Annotated in this window: 17 protein-coding genes; 13 read left to right on the top strand and 4 right to left on the bottom strand. The window is 28.3% G+C overall.

The window, feature by feature from the left end:
• The first annotated feature begins 175 nt into the window (after positions 1–175).
• From DIS07_RS00585 to DIS07_RS00545, 9 genes are all read left to right on the top strand, one after another.
• Positions 176–682 (top strand): hypothetical protein, encoded by a 507-nt coding sequence (locus DIS07_RS00585; RefSeq protein ID WP_109403277.1) that lies wholly within the window; start codon positions 176–178, stop codon positions 680–682.
• A gap of 14 nt (positions 683–696) precedes the next feature.
• On the top strand, positions 697–1,461 hold the full coding sequence (locus DIS07_RS00580; protein WP_109403276.1) for a hemopexin repeat-containing protein: 765 nt from the start codon (positions 697–699) through the stop codon (positions 1,459–1,461).
• A 692-nt stretch (positions 1,462–2,153) separates the two neighbouring features.
• Positions 2,154–3,443, top strand: a complete 1,290-nt coding sequence (locus DIS07_RS00575) for a S41 family peptidase (RefSeq protein ID WP_109403275.1) — start codon at positions 2,154–2,156, stop codon at positions 3,441–3,443.
• A gap of 229 nt (positions 3,444–3,672) precedes the next feature.
• Positions 3,673–4,926 carry a sensor histidine kinase gene (locus DIS07_RS00570; protein ID WP_109403274.1) on the top strand — a complete coding sequence of 418 codons (1,254 nt, stop codon included), beginning with the start codon at positions 3,673–3,675 and terminating at the stop codon, positions 4,924–4,926.
• On the top strand, positions 4,923–5,621 hold the full coding sequence (locus DIS07_RS00565; protein ID WP_109403273.1) for a response regulator transcription factor: 699 nt from the start codon (positions 4,923–4,925) through the stop codon (positions 5,619–5,621). Before DIS07_RS00570 ends, DIS07_RS00565 begins: the two co-directional genes overlap by 4 nt.
• 103 nt (positions 5,622–5,724) lie before the next feature.
• Positions 5,725–6,288: a hypothetical protein gene (locus tag DIS07_RS00560; protein ID WP_109403272.1), complete on the top strand. Its 564-nt coding sequence runs from the start codon at positions 5,725–5,727 to the stop codon at positions 6,286–6,288.
• Between the two features lie 186 nt (positions 6,289–6,474).
• The gene (locus tag DIS07_RS00555) at positions 6,475–7,788 is read left to right on the top strand and encodes a dihydrolipoamide acetyltransferase family protein (protein WP_109403271.1); all 1,314 of its coding nucleotides are present in this window, start codon (positions 6,475–6,477) and stop codon (positions 7,786–7,788) included.
• A gap of 102 nt (positions 7,789–7,890) precedes the next feature.
• Positions 7,891–8,625, top strand: a complete 735-nt coding sequence (locus DIS07_RS00550; protein ID WP_109403270.1) for a hypothetical protein — start codon at positions 7,891–7,893, stop codon at positions 8,623–8,625.
• A gap of 138 nt (positions 8,626–8,763) precedes the next feature.
• On the top strand, positions 8,764–12,339 hold the full coding sequence (locus DIS07_RS00545) for a TraB/GumN family protein (protein ID WP_109403269.1): 3,576 nt from the start codon (positions 8,764–8,766) through the stop codon (positions 12,337–12,339).
• A gap of 85 nt (positions 12,340–12,424) precedes the next feature.
• On the opposite strand, the gene DIS07_RS00540 is transcribed toward DIS07_RS00545, so the two are convergent.
• The 4 genes from DIS07_RS00540 to DIS07_RS00525 all read right to left on the bottom strand — a co-directional run bounded on the left by DIS07_RS00540 (position 12,425) and on the right by DIS07_RS00525 (position 16,607).
• Positions 12,425–14,056 carry a pyruvate dehydrogenase complex dihydrolipoamide acetyltransferase gene (locus DIS07_RS00540; RefSeq protein ID WP_109403268.1) on the bottom strand — a complete coding sequence of 544 codons (1,632 nt, stop codon included), beginning with the start codon at positions 14,054–14,056 and terminating at the stop codon, positions 12,425–12,427.
• Between the two features lie 6 nt (positions 14,057–14,062).
• Positions 14,063–15,052 carry a pyruvate dehydrogenase (acetyl-transferring) E1 component subunit alpha gene (pdhA, locus tag DIS07_RS00535; RefSeq protein WP_109403267.1) on the bottom strand — a complete coding sequence of 330 codons (990 nt, stop codon included), beginning with the start codon at positions 15,050–15,052 and terminating at the stop codon, positions 14,063–14,065.
• Between the two features lie 131 nt (positions 15,053–15,183).
• Positions 15,184–15,819, bottom strand: a complete 636-nt coding sequence (locus tag DIS07_RS00530; RefSeq protein ID WP_181374494.1) for a hypothetical protein — start codon at positions 15,817–15,819, stop codon at positions 15,184–15,186.
• A 119-nt stretch (positions 15,820–15,938) separates the two neighbouring features.
• Positions 15,939–16,607 carry a M15 family metallopeptidase gene (locus DIS07_RS00525; RefSeq protein ID WP_109403265.1) on the bottom strand — a complete coding sequence of 223 codons (669 nt, stop codon included), beginning with the start codon at positions 16,605–16,607 and terminating at the stop codon, positions 15,939–15,941.
• A 141-nt stretch (positions 16,608–16,748) separates the two neighbouring features.
• Between DIS07_RS00525 and DIS07_RS00520 the strand changes: the two genes are divergently transcribed.
• The 4 genes from DIS07_RS00520 to DIS07_RS00505 are packed head-to-tail and all read left to right on the top strand — an operon-like array spanning position 16,749 to position 21,933.
• Positions 16,749–17,603 (top strand): PPK2 family polyphosphate kinase, encoded by an 855-nt coding sequence (locus tag DIS07_RS00520; RefSeq protein WP_109403264.1) that lies wholly within the window; start codon positions 16,749–16,751, stop codon positions 17,601–17,603.
• A 47-nt stretch (positions 17,604–17,650) separates the two neighbouring features.
• Positions 17,651–18,478, top strand: a complete 828-nt coding sequence (locus DIS07_RS00515) for a 3'-5' exonuclease (protein ID WP_109403263.1) — start codon at positions 17,651–17,653, stop codon at positions 18,476–18,478.
• Between the two features lie 30 nt (positions 18,479–18,508).
• A complete protein-coding gene (locus DIS07_RS00510; protein WP_109403262.1) occupies positions 18,509–18,994 on the top strand; it encodes an ABC transporter ATPase in 486 nt (161 codons plus the stop codon).
• 20 nt (positions 18,995–19,014) lie between these two features.
• The gene (locus tag DIS07_RS00505) at positions 19,015–21,933 is read left to right on the top strand and encodes a glycoside hydrolase family 3 N-terminal domain-containing protein (RefSeq protein WP_109403261.1); all 2,919 of its coding nucleotides are present in this window, start codon (positions 19,015–19,017) and stop codon (positions 21,931–21,933) included.
• Positions 21,934–21,955 lie beyond the last annotated feature (22 nt).

Raw genomic sequence — 21,955 nt, 5'->3', positions numbered from 1 at the left:
ATTTTATTTCATTTCTTACCTAGTTTTGAACTGTCGAAAATATCGATAAACAAATTTTGTGGTGTCTTATTTTGGATAAGGCTGCAGACTTACCAATTTAAGATCACTACAAGAATTAAAACCACAAAATAATATCATTATGAAAACATCAAAGTTTGCAATCGTCATTCTAGTTATGATAATTATTGTTGCATGCAGTAATAATGACATTTCTCTAGAATCAAAACCAGAATCATTTAAGATAAAAGCAGATTCAATAACGGTACGTGAATTTCCTGCTTCAGAAGGTAATGCTTTAGAGCTTTATGGACGAATCAGTTCAACTATTACTGTTGATGATAAAAGCGAAGAGTTCATTTTATGGGAGAGAAACCGCGATTTTTTTGATTCTGTTGGTACAGAAGCATTCTTGATTAACTCTGAAGGTTCTGAGTATAGGATTACCCTTACAGAAGAAGAAGTGCAGAATGATGCCAAGTTAGGCTTTTATGTGCAATTGTACGATAAAGATCCTGATGGTAATAACGATGATTTTTTGGGTAATAAATCAGGTTTTATTTCAGTACAACAGTTTATTGAATTTACCGAAACTAGAAACCCATGGCCAATAGGATATGGACTCACTGAATTTGATGGTATATATATTCTTGTGTGGTTTTCTGTTGAGCATATCAAAGAATAATTAAATCAATCATTATGAAAGTATTACGTATTAAATTAAGAACATCGCTACTAAAATATCTACTGTTAAGTTTGGCTATTTTACTATCTAGTTGTATGGTTTTACCAAATATTGAAAAAGGTATACAAAAAAAGAAAAAGTTAAAAAAAATAGACGCTGCATTCACACACTCAAATGGGGCTATTTATTTTTTCTCTGGTGTAAATTATATTAAATGGGAACCAGGAAAAGGAGTTGTAAAAACTAAAGATAATAGAACTAAAAGAGTAACTGCTAAAGATGGTTGGAAAATGGTTTATTGGCCATTTAATGTGAGCTTAAATGCAGCTATAAATTACAAGAAAAAAGCTTATTTTATCAATGGAAATCAATTTATAGAATATAAATCTAGTAGTAAGAGTATTAAGCAATATAAATTGGGTAAATCAAAATTTTTAAGAGGATTAGATTATAATTTTAGTAAAGGAATAGATGCAATAATTCAGCATCCAAAAAGTAAGCTCTTTTATGCTTTTAAAGGAAATCAATATTATTGTTTTAAAGATAATGGAATTTTACCTCCAGTAAAATTTGATAGCGGTATTATTGGGGTTAATGCTTGGAAATCTTTGCCTAAATTTTTTAGAACTAATATTGATGCAGCTTTAGTGCATCCCAAAAGTAAAAACATTTATTTTTTTAAAGGTGATAAATATACAGTTTGGAAACCAGGTAAAGGTGTTGTTAATCCAGCCATTAGAAAAAGAAATATAGATGGATGGAGAGGAGTAGTTTTTTAAATCTATTAAGATTGTCCCTCAACTTTTCTCAAAAGAATAAATTATCTGCTCGATAATTTATTCTTTTTTAATTTAAATGCTATTTTAAAGTAATAGTAAAATAGGCTGTTTTTTTTAGGTTTGTCATTACAATATGAATGGAGCTAAAAACTTTATGTCTTAGAATACTCAGAGGATTTTAAATAATCAAAAAAGAGTTATAGCAATACTCAAAAACCAAACTAATTTGATAGTGTTGTTATTTTTTCAATTTCTTTTTTTGAAGAAAAATTAATTATTTTTTTATTTGATTACTTTTTAAATTGTTAATAACCTAAGAAGTATGTAATTTTTGAGTTTAAATTTTCAAATCAATTTATTGTTGTTTTGTCATGTTAATTTGAATTTTCTAATCTAAAAACTGTGCAACAAGTTAAAGGTCTAAAAATTATTTTTATTGTTTAAATACTTGTTTTATAGTGTTTTGTAAGGATGTGTTCTTTACTTGGATTTACTTTATAATAAATTTAGAAAATCAAATCACTATTATTTCTAATTTGTTCAGATTTAGATTATTTTGATTTTAGTTATTAACAAGTTTTCATGAATCTTATTAATAATTGTTAATAAGTATGATGTATAGTGTAATCTGACACATCAAAAATTAATAACTTAGAAGGTAGTAAAGTTTTATTTATTATAACTGGTTAAAAATGAAAAATTTACCAACCATACTTTTAATACTTTTAAGTTTAGCATTTGCAGCTCAAACTAACAAAACAGCAAATAATTATAAGTTGCATCAAGATTTTGGAAAACTAATCCAAGATATTTCAGATCACTATATTTATTTAGAAAATAAAAAAACAGATTTTGATTGTGTAAAAGATAATTACTCTAAAATAATTTCTAAGGTTAAATCAGATCAAGAAAAAATTTTGTTTTTTGAGTATTTGTTGAGTGAATTTTATGACAATAATCTTGCTCTTGATGCGAAAACTAAATATTCTTTTCGCTTACAATCTCCACTTTATGTATCGTTTAAAAATAATAAATTTTTTATCACAAATATTTGGTTCTCTCAATTAGAAAGTTTTGGTAAAAATATTTTAGGTGCTGAGGTTTTAAATTTTAATAGTAAAGAGTTTCATAAAGTTGTCGATAAGTTTCCAGTACAATGTGTCGATAAAAACATTCCAGAAGTTAGAGAATGGATTGCTAATAAAATCATATCAGGAAGAAATATAGAACAAAGAATTTTAACCTTAGAGTTAACCGACGGAAGAAAAATAAGTTTAAATATAGATAAAATTAAGATCAGAGAAGATAAAAAACTTTTCTCAGTTCGTAAAAAAAATGGAATAGCAGTTATTAGATTCAATAATTCTTTGGGGGATATTAATTTGATAAAACGTTTCGACAATCAACTAAATTCACTTATGGGTACAAAAGGTTTAATTATAGATTTAAGAAACACTAAAGCTGGTTCAAATGATTATATAGCCAAAGCTATAATGAGTAGATTTATAGCAAAAGATTTGCCTTATCAAAAATATGTTTCTAAAGAAAAGTATGCTAATACTCCAGAAATCACAAAAAGCGGGTTAGAATTTGTGAGCCCAAGAGGTCTACAGTACAAAAAACCAATTGTTGTTTTAGTTGGTAAATGGACAGGTAGTGTTGGTGAGAGTTTAGCTGTTGGTTTAGATGGAATGAACAGAGCAAGAATTGTGGGTACGGAAATGAAAAGATTTATAGGGTCTACAACAGATTATTCCTTTAAAAATAAAAACTATGGTTATCAAATTACTACAAATAAATTGTACCATATTAATGGTATAAAAAGAGAAAATTTTATCCCAGAATTTAACATTACACAAGAAAGTATTTTAAATGATGATGTTTTAGAAAAAGCTTACAGTCTATTTGAATTCATAAATAGAGACAATTTTGTTACTGGACTTAAAACTAAAAATAATATCGTTTCTAAAGTAGATAAATAGAAAAATACGATTTTTTATAAGTTAACGCAAGGTTAATGATGTCGTTTTTTTATTCTTCGGTTAATCATTTCCTTATTTTTGAAGATGCATAAAAAAATTAGACTTCTAATTACTGTATCAATTTTAGGTTTATTGGCTTTGTCTTTAATTCAAGGCTATCTTATTAATAATACCTACAAATTAAAAAAAAGCAGCTTTTATTTCTGAAACTCGAAAATCCATTTCTAGAATGGATGATTTGTCTCCGAGTTTAGATACAATAAACGATTTATGGCAAGAGAAGTTTTTGAGTTTAGTAGCAGATTATTTTTCAGGTCAAATTACTAAAGAGAAAATTTTATCAAATATTAAAGAATATAATAATTCTATAAATGATTTGTATATAGAAACATATCAGAAAGAACTAAAAAAGAAAGAAATAGGCTACGATTTAAAATTTAATAAAATTGTAAATACAATTATAATATCAGATAGCATTGGTAATGCTAGAGATACAATATTCAACTCTAAACCTAAAAAAGGATTTCATTTAATAGGAGATAAATTTACCATAGAAAATGGACACAAAGTAAGCAGTTCTTTATGGCTCACAGATCATACTTTTAAGAGAATAATAAATGATGAATCAAAATCATTTACATATAATCTTCAGTTTGAAACAGAAGATAGAATGAATATTGATGGATGGGAAAGAATAGTTTTAAGAAGAATGGCTAGTTTATTAATTATTTCTATTTCTATTTTTCTACTAGTTTTTGGATTATTGTTTTATGCAATTAAAAGTTTTATCACTCAAAAGAAAATTGCAGACATTAAAACTGATTTTGTAAACAACATTACACACGAACTAAAAACACCCTTATCTACACTATCTTTAGCAACCAAGATGTTAAAATCGGATAAGAATATTTCTGTATCAGAAAACTCAAAGAATATTGTAAATACTATTGAAAGACAAAATGTTAGGTTGCAAAAATTGATAGACCAAGTGTTGAATAACTCATTGGGATATCAAGAAATAAAACTTAATAAAGAAACAGTAAATTCAAAAGAGTATTTAGATACTATTATTAATGATTTTCAGATTTCTTTAGAGTCCAAAAGTATTCAAATAGATAAAAATATTCAAATAAAGCAAAATATAAATATTGATAAATTTTACTTTACAACTGCAATTCTAAATATATTGGAAAATTCTGTAAAATATGGAAAAGAGAATTTAAAAATCATTATTAAAGCTAATTATGGAAAAGATTTTGAAGTTTCAATTTCTGATAATGGAATAGGAATTCCTAAAAAAGAATTAAAGTTTTTATTCGATAAGTTTTATAGAGTAGGGAATAAAGAAATACATAATGTAAAAGGTCTAGGTTTAGGTTTATATTATACAAATCAAATTGTAAGAGCACATCATGGAACAATAGAAGTTATTAGTGAATTAAACAAAGGAACTACCTTTACCATAAAGATACCTTTGCAATGATAATAGAAACTAAACACATATTATTGGCAGAAGATGATGCCGATTTTGGAAGCATTTTAAAACAATATTTAGAAATGTCTGGTTTTTCTGTAGAATGGGCAAAAAATGGAGTAGAAGCATTAACTCTATTTAACAAAGGAAATTTTAATATTTGTGTTTTAGATGTGATGATGCCAAAATTGGATGGATTTTCTGTTGCAGAACAAATTATAGAAATCAATCCAGAGATTCCTTTTGTTTTTTTAACGGCTAGAAAAATGAAAGAAGACAAACTCAAAGGGTTAAAATTAGGTGCAGATGATTATGTCGTAAAACCATTTGAAGCTGATGAATTGGTGTTAAGACTCAATAATATTTTAAAAAGAACTCAAAAAGTACAAACATCGTTTTCTTCTGAAGAAATTATTGCTATTGGAAACTATAAGTTCAATACAAAAAGACTAGAACTGCATTTAAATGATAAAATTCAAAGGGTAACTGAAAAAGAAAGTGTTTTAATTCAGTTTTTAGTTCAACATAAAAATCAATTGTTAAAAAGAGAAGAAATTTTAAAATCAGTTTGGAAAAATGACGATTTTTTCTCTGGCAGGAGTATGGATGTTTTTATAAGTAGATTGCGAAAATATTTTAAAGAAGACGCATCAATTTCTATTGAAAGTATTCGTGGAATAGGTCTAGAGTTTAAAATACGTTAATATTTTTTTTATTAACGTTAATGATGAGTTAACGGGTTGTAAATCTTAGTTTTAAGAAAAAATCAATTTTACATTTGTGTCATAATAATTTAAAAACCATATTATGAAAACAATAATTCTTACAGCAGTATTGGCTTTATTTTTAGGAAACAATTTCTACGCTCAAACAACCCCAACACCTCCCAAAACTCCCAAAACCTCAAAAGGAATATCTTATTCAATTACTTTTGATACAGATGATGCAGAAGACAATTCTTCTGTATCAATAAAAAGAAATGATGATATTTATAAATTTTCTGCAAGATTTCATGAAAGTAAAACAGGCAATATAAAAAAACTACTTGTAGATAAGTTGGGAAAATCTAATTTAAAAATAGTTGGAAATACCTACAGGTGGATAAAGACAGAAAATGGAGAAAAATTGTATGATTGTAAATTAACCGATACAACTTTAAAAATATATGTAGATAAAGAATACGCGAATTCTAAAGTGGTAGATATGCTAGATGAATTTGGTACTGTTTTAAAAGATGTCATTTCTGGAACAGATTCTAAAAAAGAAGCTAAAGAAATAGCTGAAAGAGATTTAAAAAGAGCTGAAAGAGAATTGGCTAGAGCTAAGAGAAAGTTAGAAAAAATTAAAAGAAAAATGAAAAACTTAAATTAATCACTTTTAAATTATGTTCATTTTAAAACCAAAAAAATGTATTTTTAATAGTTAAAATACATTTTTTTGGTTTTTTATTTACGAATAATATAAAATTAACTTTTATTTAAATTGATTTTTCAATACGAAAATTGATAAAAAATAAACCATTTTTAGTATTTTTGCAATCTGAAAAATCAGATAGAAATGGCAAGATTTGAATTAAAGTTACCTAAAATGGGAGAAAGTGTTGCTGAAGCAACTATAACTTCTTGGTTGAAAGAAGTTGGAGAAACCATTGAAATTGATGAAGCTGTTGTAGAAATTGCTACTGATAAGGTAGACTCTGAAGTACCATCTGAAGTAGAAGGTACTTTAGTTGAAATATTATTTCAAAAAGACGATGTTGTTGGAGTCGGAGAAACCATTGCTGTGATAGAAACTGAAGGTGAAGAATTAATAGATGTCACTGAAACAGAACAAGTTCAAGTTCCAAACGAAGTTGTAGAAATTGAAAAAACTATAGAAAAAGCATCAGAAGTAGCTGCTATACCAATTACTAAAACTTCAGGCTCTGGTAAATTTTATTCTCCTTTAGTAAGAAACATAGCACAAACTGAAGGTGTTTCTATGGAAGAATTAGAGAGTGTTTCAGGTTCAGGTAAAGAAGGTAGAGTAACCAAAGAAGATATTCTTGCTTATATAGATAATAGAGGTAAAATTTCTGAAAAAGAAACCACTTTACTTAAAGTTGAAGCACCAAAACCAATTGAAAAAATTGTAGCTAAAGCTGCCCCAGTTTCTGTGAATGGTGGAGACGAAATTATAGAAATGAGTAGAATGGGGAAACTTATAGCAAAACACATGGTAGATTCTGTTCAGACCTCTGCTCATGTACAATCTTTTATTGAAATTGATGTTACTAATATTGTAAAATGGCGCAACAGGGTAAAAGATGCTTTTATGAAAAGAGAAGGAGAGAAGCTGACATTTACCCCGATTTTTATGCAGGCTATTGCAACCACTATAAAAAAATATCCACTAATTAATATTGCTGTTGATGGTGATTCAATCATTAAAAAGAAAAATATCAATTTAGGAATGGCAGCAGCCTTACCAGATGGAAATTTGATTGTACCCGTTATAAAAAACGCAGATCAACTCAATTTAGTAGGTATGACATCTGCTGTAAATGATTTGGCAAATAGAGCAAGAAATAACCAACTGAAACCAGATGAAATTCAAGATGGTACTTATACTGTAACGAATGTTGGAAGTTTTGGATCTGTTATGGGAACTCCAATCATAAACCAACCACAAGTTGCTATTTTAGCTTTAGGAGCTATTCGTAAAGTTCCTGCTGTAATCGAAACCTCTGAAGGTGATTTTATAGGTGTAAGGCAAAAAATGTTTGTATCTCATTCTTACGATCATAGAGTGGTTAATGGTGCTTTAGGCGGAATGTTTATTAAGACACTAAAAGAAATTCTAGAGGCTTGGGATGTGAATCAAGAATTTTAAAAATATAGATTTTACATAATAAAATAAAAACGCTTGAATTTTCAAGCGTTTTTTGTTTTTGAAATAATATCTTCGTTAAATAAATTTTTTAAAAAAATATAAATGAAAAAACACCTATTTTTATTCTTTATAGCGTTAAGTTTTGTAGTTCAGAGTCAAGAATCGGTACTATTACGATTTAATTACAATACAGGTGAAAAATACCTTTTAGATATGAAAATATCTCAAAAAATGGGAACTGTTATGACTAACGATATGGCTTTTGTAATGTCTCAAAAGATTACTGCTATAGATGATGATACATTTGATAGTGAGATGAAAATTGAAAAAATTGTTGTGAAAGTAATTCAATCGGGCACTGAAGTAAATTATGATTCTACAAAAAATGAAGCAGAGTTGGATGTAACTGGTAAAATGATGAAGTCTCAAATGGATCCTATGTTGAAAGCTGTGATAAAAGTTAAAAGCAGTACTTTGGGTAAAGAAATAGAGACAAAAGTAGAGCCAAATGTCTTGGGGTTAAATAATATGACAAATCAATCCAGTAACATTGTTTATCCAAAAGAAGCAGTCTCTATAGGGAGTAGTTGGAGTATGATAAAATCTGAAAAAGGTATGGAAATGAAATTTGTCTATACAGTTAGTTCAATAACATCTAAGTTAGTTCTTTTAGATATCACAGGTACTGTTGGAGGATTAGCAAAAGGGACAATTAAAGGTATTATGTATATTGATAAAAACTCTGGAGTAACACAGTATTCAACCATAGATATGGACATGTCAATTTCAGGACAACAGTTGTCAACAAGTCTTGTCGCTACAGTAAAAAAGCAATAGTTATTGTTTTGTAAACTAGTTTAAGTTGAATTTAATAATAATAATTTTTTTAAACCAGTGAAATTTACTTTCACAGGTTTTTTGTTTCTTATTCAGTTCATTTTATTTAATTTAACTTCCTAAAATAAACTAAAAAAAATGCTAAAAAAACACCTCTTTTTATTTTTCATATTAGTTATCTCAATTTCATTTGCTCAAGAAAAAAACAGTTTACTTTGGAAAATTTCTGGAAACGGATTAACAAAAGATTCTTACTTATACGGTACCATGCATGTGAGTCAAAAAATAGCTTTTCACTTAGATGATGTATTTTATAATGCTTTATTAAAAAGTGATTTTGTTGGTCTTGAATCAGATCCTTCTACTTGGTTAGATCATATGTTTAATTCTTCAGATGAAATGAACTTAATTAGGGGGTTTTTAAATAATAACTCGGATTTTTACAACTCACCATTCAAATTAAATGAACCAAAACAAAGAGAGATTATGTTCTATCTTTCTAGAGAAGATGTTCTTTTAAATGGTATTCTTTATCGTACAAATCAGATGATGCAAAATTTTCAAGAAGATACTTTTTTAGATATGTTTATTTATCAAACAGGAAAAAAGAACAAAAAGAAGATTTTTAGTTTAGAAAATTTTGAAGAATCCTCTCTTTTGGTAAAAAAAGCCACACTTTCTTCTAAGGCAAGAAAAAGTAAGCCAGATTCTTGGTTGCAAAAAAGAATGAAAGACGAAGGTTTTTTGAGTTTAATGAATAATGCTTACCGTGACAGAAAAGTAGCTCTTTTAGATTCTATTAATCAGGCAATGTATAGTAAAAGTTATATGAACAATATGTTATACATCAGAAATGAAAATATGGTGAATAGTATAGATTCAATTGTAAAAAAGGGTTCTTTGTTTTCAGCCATTGGAGCTGCTCATTTAGGGGGTAAAAAAGGTGTAATTGAAATGCTAAGAGAAAAAGGGTATACCGTTGAGGCATTAACTTCTGAGATTACAAGTAAAGCTGAAAAGGCTAAAAAAGAGATTGAAAATAAAACTATAGATGTTCGATTTAAAGAACAAACTGCAGATGACGGTTTTTTTACAGCGCTTTTACCAAACAAAATGTACGAATTAAATATTCTAAATAATACTTCTTATATAAGTCCAGATTTAACAAATGGAGCTTATGTTATTATTACAAGGATGAATACTTTTTCTAAAATTCATGGAGCAGAAATTAAAAATAAAAATTTTGATAAACTTTTATATGAATCGATTCCTGGAGAAATAATTTCCAAAAAAGACATTGTAAAACAAGGAATAAAAGGTTTAGATATTTTAAATAAAACTAAAACAGGTAATTTTCAGAGGTATCAAATATTTTTTACTCCCTTAGAAGTCTTAATTTTTAAAATGAATGGTAAAAATAATTATGTAAAAATTTTTGGAGATACCTTTTTTAATTCTATAAAATTTAATAATGTAACGAATTCATTTATAACTGTAAGTCCAAAGAATAAGAACTTTACTGTAAAAGTGCCTTCATTTCATAGTTTTATTAATAAATCTTATCAAGGTAATAGAACTATCCATGCTATAGATAAAGAAAATAATTATTATTTTTTAAGAGAAGTTACCTTAAACGATATTAGTTACATAGAAGAGGATACATTTGAATTGGAAAGAATTCAAGAGCGATTTTATAAAAATTTAGAGTTAGAATATAAAAAAGGTAACTTTGAAACAAGTAAAAAAAGAAGTTTTATAAGCAATACAAAACTTAAAAATGGAAGCAGTTTATTCTTAAAAACAATGACTAATGGAAGTCATTATTATCTTTTAGGATATATTTCTAACAAGAAAGATGTAACTTCTAAAGATGTTTTTTTTGATTCTTTCAAAATTTCAAATTTTCATTACAAAGAAGACTTTACAACTAAAATAGATACTTCATTATATTTTTCTGTAAAAACAATTGTTAAACCAAGCTTTAATCGATATGATTTTAATAAATTAAATGAAAACAAAAGTTATGAATCATTTACCAAATCAACAAATTATACGAATAATGCAAATGAGAAAATTTTCGTTAAACTTAATAAATTGCATGATTTAGCAAGTTTTGATAATGTAGATTCTCTCTGGAGTAAAAAAGGTTATTCCAATAACTTTTACAACATGAAAAGAGCTTTAAAGCAAAATACAAGATTGAATTTTAATTCTTTATACTTTAAAAATACTTTAGAAAAGAAGAATGTTAGAAAGGGACTTGATGCGAACGGAAATCATTTTTATTCTTACTATTTAAAAGATTCTCTTAGTAGTAAAGCTATAAAAGTAAAAAACATTTTAGTTCAAGGCGCTATTTACGAATTAAAAACACTAGTAGATACAGTTTATTCCGAGAGTAAATTTGTAAAAGAATTTTATAATTCTTTTAAACCTAAAGATACAATCTTAGGCAAACCACTATTTATTGATAAAACAAACCAGTTTTTTTTAGCTTTAAAAAACAAAGATAGTATTGTTTTAGATGGTTATGATGAGGTGAATTTTAAAAAGAAGCATACCAAAAAACTGATGAATGTTTTAAGGACCTATGAATTTCCTGAAAATCAACTGAAAATTAAAAAATACTTAATTAAAGAGTTAGGAAAGTTTAAAACCAAAAAAGTAGAACGTTTTTTAAATGATTTATATATAAAATCATTTCAAAATCCATCTAATCAAATTACGATTATTAACGCAATATTAAATACAAAATCAGAAAAATCTTATACAAGATTTTTAAAATTATTAGAATCTGATGTTCCTTTATCTTCTAATAAATATCAAATGAACCGAATGATTGAATCTGTTGGTGATTCATTGACAATTGCAAAAAATCTTTTTCCAGAGCTATTGAATTATACAACTATTGAGGAGTATAAAAAACCAATATATGAGTTACTAGTCGAATTGATTGATGAAAAATTGATAAATAGTTCAGATTATTTGTCTTATAAAAAACAACTATTAAATCAAGCTAAAATTGAGTTAAAGAGACAGCTGGGTAAAAAATCTAATGAAAATTCTTATGCTTCTAAGTCTGATGGAGATTTATTAAAACTATATGTAAAATTGTTATTTCCTTTTAGAAAAGATAAAAATGTAAAAACCTTTTTTAATAACGTAGAATTCATAAAAAATTCAGATGTAAAATCTACATTAATTATGCTTCAAATTGATGCTTCTGAAAAATATAATAAAGATATTTTTAGAGATTTAGTTTCTAATTTATCAAGTAGAGGTGTTTTGTATGAAAAGCTTCATAATATTAAAAAGACATCTATTTTTCCTGAAAAGTACAAAAACAAAGAAGAAATTTATAAAGCTCTTTTATTTAAAAGAAACCAAAAGAAAGAGCTTAAAGACAGTATTGTATTTCTAGAAAGCAGATTTTTTGAAGTTTCTAAAACCAAATTTGAAATCTATTTTTATAAATCTAAAATAAATAAGAATAGTACACAAAAGTATAATAAAGATTGGAAAATGAATTATATTATTTTTGAAGCAAAAGATGATGAAATTTCTATAAAACCAATTAATGATGTTAATAATAAAAATCTAGATACAACTAAACCCATAGAAGAAATTATTGATGATTTAGTAGAAGAAAATAAACTAAAAAATAGGAAAAGAGTTAATTTGAATTCTCGAGGTAGAAGAAATAGAATGTTTTAACAACGCTCTATTATTCTATAATTATCTTATTAAAACAAAAAGCTCGCAAATTTGCGAGCTTTTTTAATAATATATAATACGTAAACTAAGCTAACATGGTAACTGGGTTTTCAATAAACGTTTTTAATGTTTGTAGAAATGCAGCACCAACCGCACCATCTACAGTTCTGTGATCACAGGTTAATGTTAAGTTCATTGTATTTCCTACGACAATTTGTCCATTTTTAACCACTGGTTTTTCAACTATGGCACCTACAGAAAGTATAGCAGAATTTGGTTGGTTTATGATTGATGTAAAATTATTAATACCAAACATACCTAAGTTAGATACTGTAAATGTGCTACCCTGCATATCTGCAGGAGTAATTTTTTTATTTCTAGCTTTACCGGCTAAATCTCTAACACCAGCTCCAATTTGAGTTAAACTCAATTGATCTGTATGTTTTATAACAGGAACTAACAAACCATCATCTACAGCAACAGCAACACCAACGTGAATATGGCTATGGTAAACTGTAGTGGTTTCATTCCAAGATGTATTTACTTGCGGATGTTTTTGTAAAGCCATTGCACATGCTTTTACAACCATATCGTTAAAAGATACTTTCACATCAGGAATTGCATTAATTGTTTTTCTTGAAGCCATTGCATTACTCATATCAACCTCAATATTTAAACTGAAATCTGGAGCAGAGAATTTGGAATTACCTAAAGATTTTGCAATTGCTTTACGCATTTGAGAATTCTTAACTTCATCAGATTTTTCTTCACCGATAGCAGTAAATGTTGTTGCTTGAGCAGAAATATTTGAAGCAGCTTCTACAGGTTTAGTTGAAGGGGTATAGTTCTCAACATCTTTTTTGATGATTCTTCCATTTTCTCCTGAACCACTAACATTAGCTAAATTAATTCCTTTATCAGAAGCAATTTTTTTAGCTAAAGGAGATGCAAAAATACGACCACCATTACTATTTGAAGCTATAATAGGTTTAGCTTCCTCGGTTTTTTGGGTAGTTTTTTCTACTTTTATATCTGAAGATGTATCAGGTTTTTCAGTAGCAACTGCATTAGTGTTAGCACCACCATTGGCTACAATTGCAGAAACATCTGTTCCAGCAGGTCCAATAATTGTTAATAAACTATCTACAGGAGCTGTTTCTCCTTCTTGAACACCAATGTATAAAATAGTTCCTTCATAGAAACATTCGAATTCCATTGTAGCTTTATCTGTCTCGATTTCAGCAAGCATGTCGCCTTCTTCTACAACATCACCAACTTTCTTTAACCAAGTTGCAACGGTACCATCAGTCATGGTATCACTTAAACGAGGCATTGTAATAACATTAACTCCATCTGGAATAGCCACTGCTTGATTAGCAGAGTTTTCAGAAGGTGTTATTTCTTCTTTTGTAGGTTCTTCTTTAACTTCTTCTTTTGGAGTTTCAGCACTACCATTTATAATAGCAGAAATATCTTCACCTTCTTCTCCAATAACAGCTAGTAAAACATCAACTGGAGAGGTTTCTCCTTCTTGAATACCAATGTGTAAAAGAGTTCCTTCATAGAAAGACTCAAATTCCATAGTTGCTTTATCAGTTTCAATTTCAGCTAAAATATCACCTTCTTCTATTTTATCTCCAACTTTTACTAACCATTTTGCCACAACACCTTCTTCCATGGTGTCACTTAATCTCGGCATATTTATTATTGTAGCCATAATATCTTAACTTATAAAAGGATAATCTTCTTGTTCATAAACAACATCATATAATTGTTCTACTGGAGGGAATGGAGATTCTTCGGCGAATTTTTCACATTCTTTAACCAGAGCTTTAACTTCTTTATCTATAGCAGAGATTTCTTCATCAGTTGCATATTTTTTCTCTTTAATAACATCAAGAACTTGAGTTATTGGGTCGATTTTTTTGTATTCTTCGACTTCATCTTTTGTTCTGTAATGTTGAGCATCAGACATTGAGTGTCCTCTATATCTATAGGTTTTTAATTCTAAGAAAGTTGGTCCATCACCACGTCTTGCTCTTTGTATTGCTTCGTCAATTGCTTCAGCAACTTTAACAGGATTCATTCCGTCTACTGGTCCACAAGGCATTTCGTAACCTAAACCAAGTTTCCAAATATCAGGATGATTTGCAGTTCTATCTACAGAAGTTCCCATGGCATAACCATTGTTTTCACAAATAAAAATTACAGGTAATTTCCAAAGCATAGCTAAATTAAAAGCTTCATGTAAAGATCCTTGTCTAGCAGCACCATCACCAAAACATGTTAAGGTAACACCATCAGAACCACTATATTTGTCACCAAAAGCAATACCAGCTCCTAATGGAATTTGGCCTCCAACAATTCCATGACCACCATAAAAACCATGTTTTTTTGAGAAAATGTGCATAGACCCTCCCATTCCTTTAGATGTTCCAGTTACTTTCCCATACAATTCTGCCATAACACGTTTTGGATCTTCTCCCATACCAATTGGTTGCACGTGGTTTCTGTATGCTGTAATCATTTTATCTTTAGATAAATCCATTGCATGAATAGCTCCAGCTAAAATTGCTTCTTGGCCATTGTACAAATGCAAGAAACCTCTAACTTTTTGCTGAATGTACACAGAAGCTAATTTGTCTTCGAACTTACGCCAAAAAAGCATGTCTTTGTACCAATTTAGGTAAGTTTGTTTGGTGATTTTTTTCATTCTAATAGTTGTTGTTTGTTTTGTAGATTACTGAATTAAATTTAAAATAATCGAAATACAAAAATAACTGTTTTGAGTAGAATAAAAAAGCCCGTTTTTATTTAATTTATCACTATTTTTTTTGGAAGGTTTTATTTGCTTTTTGCTATGACTATCGTGGCTTTAGCATCAGTTGCTAAATTCCACTCATTAGAAGATATTAACATGCCAGCATCGTTATAAACCTTAAATGCTGCAGTATTTGGCCCAGAAGTACCCTGATTTAGTGCTTTAAATGCAATTTTATTGATGCCTACTTTTAATGGAATATTAAATCTTTGATAATTTTGTTTTAGAACAATATTTGTGATTACTGGTAGGTCATTTACATAAATAGTTACTCTATCTCCATCAGGATATTGAAAATCTCTACAAATAATAAATACACTTTTGGAGTCAGTTCTAAAACTTCCTAAATCTTGATCAATTTTTGGATATATATATTGACCATTAATTTTTTTGAAACCTTTTAATAACCGCTCTTCATTAATTTTTGCTTTAGTAAGAATACCTTTGTTATTAAGAGCGTTCTGAGCTTGTTTTTTTTTTAGCTTTTCTTTTTCTTTATCGTAAGCGCTTTTAAAACCATTTGTTCCATCTAACTTAATGGACTTTGGTTTTTTTACCGCTTTAGAACTATTCAATACAATTGCCTTTGTTTTTCCTTTTTCTTTATTAGTGGTAGTGTTATCTAACTGGGCATTTAAATTTAAAAAACTTATAAGCATCAGCGAAGTTAAAAAAAGAAGTTTAAAATTTGATTTCATTTGTTGATAGTACTTTCTAGCAAGAATTACAAATATAGTGCCGATTTTATGTTGAGTCGTTTAGAAATTGTTAAAACTTACTATTTTACAGGAAAATTAAAGTATTTTTTGGGAAAGGGTTCATTTTTTAAGGTAAAATGCCACCATTCGTTTTCATAAGGTTTAAAGTTATGAGCTAACATTATGTTACGAAGTAGCATTCGGTTGTGTTTACTTTTTTTAGAAATATCTTTGTAAAAGGGATGCGATACAATTCCAAAAAAGTCATAGATACTCCCCATGTCTAGTGCTTTACCTGTTTTTAAATTTACAATTGTTAAATCTACTGTACTACCTCTTGTATGTCCGGATTTAGAAGCAATATAACCTCTTTTAAAAAGTTCGGATTTTGGTACATTAGGATAATATTTTTTTTTCATTAATGTATCACTTAAAACCTTAGCCCATCTTACAAAATGATTTACAGCTTGTTGTGGCCTGTAAGCATCAAAAATTTTTAAACTCATCCCATTTTTTAGTAATTTTTGTTGAACTTTATGTAAAGCTAATGCAGTTTCTCTTGTAAGAATTACACAATTTTTAAGGTATCCATCAATAGGTTTTCCAATAAAATTATTATTACTTAAATAACGCAACTCAGATTTTATAGAGTAATCAACATCAGAGAGATAAACAAAACCTTGAGGCAGTTCTTGAGCTCTTGAAGAAATTATTGAGATTAAAAACCAAAGTATTAAGAGTCTTTTCATGGTTCAAAAATAATAAAAATACTATGGAATGAAACCTGATTTTAAAAACATAAAAATTATGAATAAATTCGTAAAACTTCATCTTAATAATAATTATAATTATGTATTTTTTCTATCTTTAAAAAATATTTAAAATTAAGAATGAATCCCGAAAATTATAAAATTAAAAATGCTCTTAAACTTTCTACTTTAGAGACAAGAGAAGTAGTTGATGACGCAAAAAAACAGCTTAAAAAAATTAGAAAAAAATTAAGTAAGATTCAAGATACCATGTATGCAGAGGGCAAATACGGAATGTTAATTTGTCTACAGGGAATGGACACTTCTGGAAAAGATAGCTTAATAAGAGAGGTTTTTAAAGATGTAAATGCCCGTGGAGTAGAAGTACATAGTTTTAAAGTACCTACAGAATTAGAGTTAAAACACGATTTTTTATGGCGACATTATGTTGCACTGCCTCCTAAAGGGAAAATAGGCGTTTTTAACAGAACTCATTACGAAAATGTTTTGGTAACAAGGGTACATCCTAATTATATTTTTGGAGAAAATATTCCATCAGTAAAAAGTTTAGACGATTTAAATGATGATTTCTATCATAATAGAATGGAAAGGATCAATGCTTTTGAAAAACACCTTACAGATAGTGGTACAATTGTTTTAAAATTCTTTTTAAATTTATCTAAAGAAGAACAAAAAAATAGGTTGTTAAGACGTTTAAATATTCCAGAGAAAAACTGGAAATTTTCTTCTGGAGATTTAAAAGAACGCAAATTATGGGATAAGTATATGTTTTGTTATGAAGATTTACTCAATAAAACATCAAAAGAAACTGCTCCTTGGTTTGTAATTCCTGCAGATGATAAACCCACAGCTAGATTAATTTTGGCTGATATTGTTTTACAAGAATTAGAAAAATATAATTTTAAAGAACCTACTTTAGCTAAAAAAGATTTAGCTAAAATAGACGAATTTAAAGCACAATTAAATAACGAATAAGTGTAAAAGCAAAAAAAAATTTTGCTATAAACTTTAATAAATGTATAATGAAATTAAACCTCATAAAGCCAATTGTATTTTTCGATTTAGAAACTACAGGTGTAAATATAGCAACCGATAGAATTGTCGAAATTTCAATCTTAAAAGTTTTTCCAAACGGGAATAAAGAAAGTAAAACATGGTTGGTAAATCCAGAAATAGAAATTCCACAAGATGCCACTGATGTTCATGGAATTACTAATGAAAAAGTAGTTACAGAACCTACATTTAAAGAGCTAGCACCTAAAGTAAGTGAAATGATTGCAGATTGTGATTTAGCAGGATTCAATTCAAATCGTTTTGATATCCCTCTTTTGGCCGAAGAATTGATGCGGGCTGGTATAGACTTTGATATGAAGAATAGAAAAGCAATTGATGTACAAGTTATTTTTCATAAAAAAGAACAAAGAACATTGAGTGCAGGTTATCAGTTTTACTGTGGAAAAGAACTAGAAGGTGCACACGGAGCGGAGGCAGATACAAATGCAACGTATGAAATCTTATTAGCACAATTAGATAAATATAATGATATCGAAAATTCTGTTGATGCATTGAGTGATTTTTCTACTCATGGAAAAAGAGCAGATTTTGCAGGTTTTATTTTATTAAATGATAATGACCAAGAAATTTTTTCTTTTGGTAAGTACAAAGGAAGAACTGTTGAAGAAGTTTTAAAAGAAAATCCCGGATATAACAATTGGATTCAGAATGCAGACTTTCCGTTATATACAAAGAAGGTTTTAAGAGAAATTAAAGAGCGAATGTCAGCGTCAAAACAAACGATGACAGATGAAGAAAAATTACAAGCTTTACAGCAGAAATTTAATTTAAGATAGTTTATCAAACTAAAAATAAAGATTAAAGATATGTTTACCGAATATAAAAATTTACCTAACAATTCTCGTGTTTGGATTTACCAATCTGATAGAGAATTTACAGCAAAAGAAGTTGAATTTATATCAACTAAAGCAGAAGAATTTATAAATCAATGGACACGTCATGGAGACGATTTAAAAGGTTCTTTTACCATAAAATACAATCAGTTTTTGGTTTTAGCGGTAGATGAAAGCTTTAATAATGTTTCAGGTTGTTCAATAGATAGTTCTGTTCGTTTTATACAACAATTAGAACAAGATTTAGAATTAGATTTGATGAATAAAATGAACATTACTTTCAAAGATAATGAGCATATCAATTTGGTGAAATTATCTGATTTCCAAAAATTTGCTGCTGTTAAAAAAATAACTCCGGAGACAATTGTTTTTAATAATATGGTGAATACCAAGCAAGATTTTGAAACTAGTTGGGAAATTCCAGCAAAAGAAAGCTGGCACAAAAGGTTTTTGGTATAAAAATTGACTTAATTAACATTATGAAGAAAAAGTTACTTGTATTCCTTTTTTTAGGATTCGTATATAATCTATTTGCACAAAGAATTGATCCTCTTTTAACAAAAGATTATGAAAATCAGCAAATTTGGGTAGATAGTATTATAAATAACATGACTTTAGATGAAAAAATTGGTCAGTTATTCATGGTACAAGCATATTCAAATTTAGATAAAAATCACGAAGATTTTATTACAGAAATGATAAAAAAATATCATGTTGGGAATCTAATTTTTATGCAAGGAACTCCAGCAAAACAAGTAGAACTCAATAATAGGTATCAGGCAATATCTAAATTACCTCTCATGATTGGTTTTGATGGGGAATGGGGTTTAGATATGCGTCTAAAAAACACCTACAGATTTCCTTGGAACATGACTTTAGGTGCAATTAAAAATGATTCTTTAGTAAAGCAATTTGGAAAACATATTGGAGAACATTGTAAGCGACTAGGAATACACATTAATTTTGCACCAGTTGTAGATATTAATGTTAATCCAGATAATCCAATTATAGGAAATCGTTCTTTTGGAGAAAACAAACATAATGTAACACAAAAAGCAATTGCTTTTACACAAGGAATGCAAAGTCAAGGAGTTTTAGCTAATGCGAAACACTTTCCTGGTCATGGTGATACTGCAGCAGATTCACATCATACATTACCCGTTTTAAATTTTGATATAGCCCGCTTAGATTCTATAGAGTTGTACCCTTATAAAAAATTATTTGATAAAGGAGTGGCAAGTGTAATGACTGCGCATTTAAGTATTCCAAGTTTAGAATCTGATAGCAGATTACCAACATCACTTTCTAAAAATGTAACAACAGATTTATTACAACACAAATTGGGTTTTAACGGGTTGATTATTACCGACGGATTAAATATGAAAGGTGCTACCAATTATGCTACCTCTGCAGAAATAGATTTGGCAGCGATACAGGCAGGAAATGATTTATTGTTAATACCACAAGATGTTCCGGCTACGGTAAATTTAATTAAAAAAGCAATAAAACTAAAAACGTTATCAACTCAACGAATAGATATTTCTGTTAGAAAAATATTAAAAGCAAAGTATTGGGCAGGTTTAAACAATTATAAACCTATTAAAACCGAAAACTTACAACAAGATTTAAATAAGCCTGCAGATGAGTTACTACATAGAAAATTGATTAAAAATTCATTAACAGTAATAAAAAATAGAAAAGCAGATATACCTGTTAGTAATTTGGAAAAAAGAAATATTGCGTATGTAAAATTAGGTGATGCTTCAGGGAATCATTTTGTAAAAATGATGAGAAATTATACTAAGATAAATGTTGTTTCCGATAAAAATTTGGATGGTTTGTTAAAAAAGTTAAAACCTTATAATTTGGTGATTATTGGTTTTCATAAGTCAAATGCACACCCATGGAAAAGTTATAAATTTAAAGATAAAGACTTAGTTTGGTTGCAAGAAATTGCTCGAGAAAAAAGAGTGATTTTAGATGTTTTTGCAAGCCCATATAGTTTGTTGCAAGTAAAAACTTTTGCAAATATAGAGGGTTTAATAGTGTCTTATCAAAACAGTAAATTGGCCCAGGAAATTTCTGCACAACTTATTTTTGGAGCATTTAAAGCCAATGGTAAATTACCTGTATCGATTAAAAATTTTTTTCCAGAAGGTTCAGGTTTATTAACCACAAATTTAAGTCGATTTGAATATACTATACCTGAAGCTGCAAATGTGTCTTCAGAAAAACTAAAAAAAATAGACTCGATAGCAAATGTTATTCTAAAGGAAAAAATGGCTCCTGGTTTTCAAATTTTTATAGCAAGAAACGGAAAAGTTCTTTTAAAAGAAAGTTATGGTTATCATACAGAAAAAAAAATAAGAAGAGTCAGAGATTCAGATCTTTATGATTTAGCATCGCTTACAAAAATTTTAGCCTCTTTACCTTTAATTATGAAAGCTGAGGAAGAAAAAAAGATGTCTTTAAATACTAGGTTAAAAGATATTTTACCAAGCTTTAAAAAATCGAACAAAGCTGCAGTTTCAGTAAAACAAATTTTATCTCATTATGGTCGTTTAAAAGCTTGGATTCCATTTTATAAAAGTACTCAAGATAGTATTACTGGAGAGAATCTATCAGAGTTTTACAATACAAAAAAATCAGGAAAATATACTATCAAGGTAGCTAAGAACTTATACCTTAATAAGAATTACAAAGACAGTATTTACAAATACATTAAAGAAGTAGATCAAAGAGAAAGAGCTGGTTATAAGTATAGTGATTTGGGGTATTATATTTTTAAAAAAATAATAGAAAATAAATATGAGAAACCTTTACATAAATTGGTTGATGAAGAGTTTTACCAATCTTTAGGTGCAAATAGAACAACTTATTTGCCTCTTCAAAAATTTTCTAAAAGAGAAATTGTTCCAACTGAAAAAGATGATTATTATAGAAACCAATTATTACACGGTTACGTGCATGATATGGGAGCTGCTATGTTAGGTGGTGTTGGTGGTCATGCAGGTTTATTTGCCAATGCAAATGATGTCGGTAAAATAATGCAAATGTACTTGCAAAAAGGGTTTTATGGAGGTAAACGTTATTTAAAGACTAAAACTGTAGAAAAATTTAATAAAAGATATTACTCTAATAAAAAAGTTCGTAGAGGTTTAGGTTTTGATAAACCGCAGCTTAACGAGCGTGTAAAAGCTACTTGTGGTTGTGTTTCTGATGAAAGTTTTGGGCATTCGGGCTTTACCGGTACTTATGCGTGGGCAGATCCCAAAAGTGGCTTGGTTTACGTGTTTCTCTCTAATAGAGTATATCCTACTATGGAAAATAGGGGTTTGATAAAAAGTAATATGCGTACAGAAATTCAGCAAATTATACAAAATGCTATTATAGATTAGAAGCTGTTTTTTTTCTATTCGC

The organism is Polaribacter aquimarinus (assembly GCF_003129485.1).
GTDB lineage: Bacteria > Bacteroidota > Bacteroidia > Flavobacteriales > Flavobacteriaceae > Polaribacter > Polaribacter aquimarinus.
Note: the sequence above shows the minus strand (reverse complement) of the source record. Positions and strands in the feature narration are given on the sequence as shown.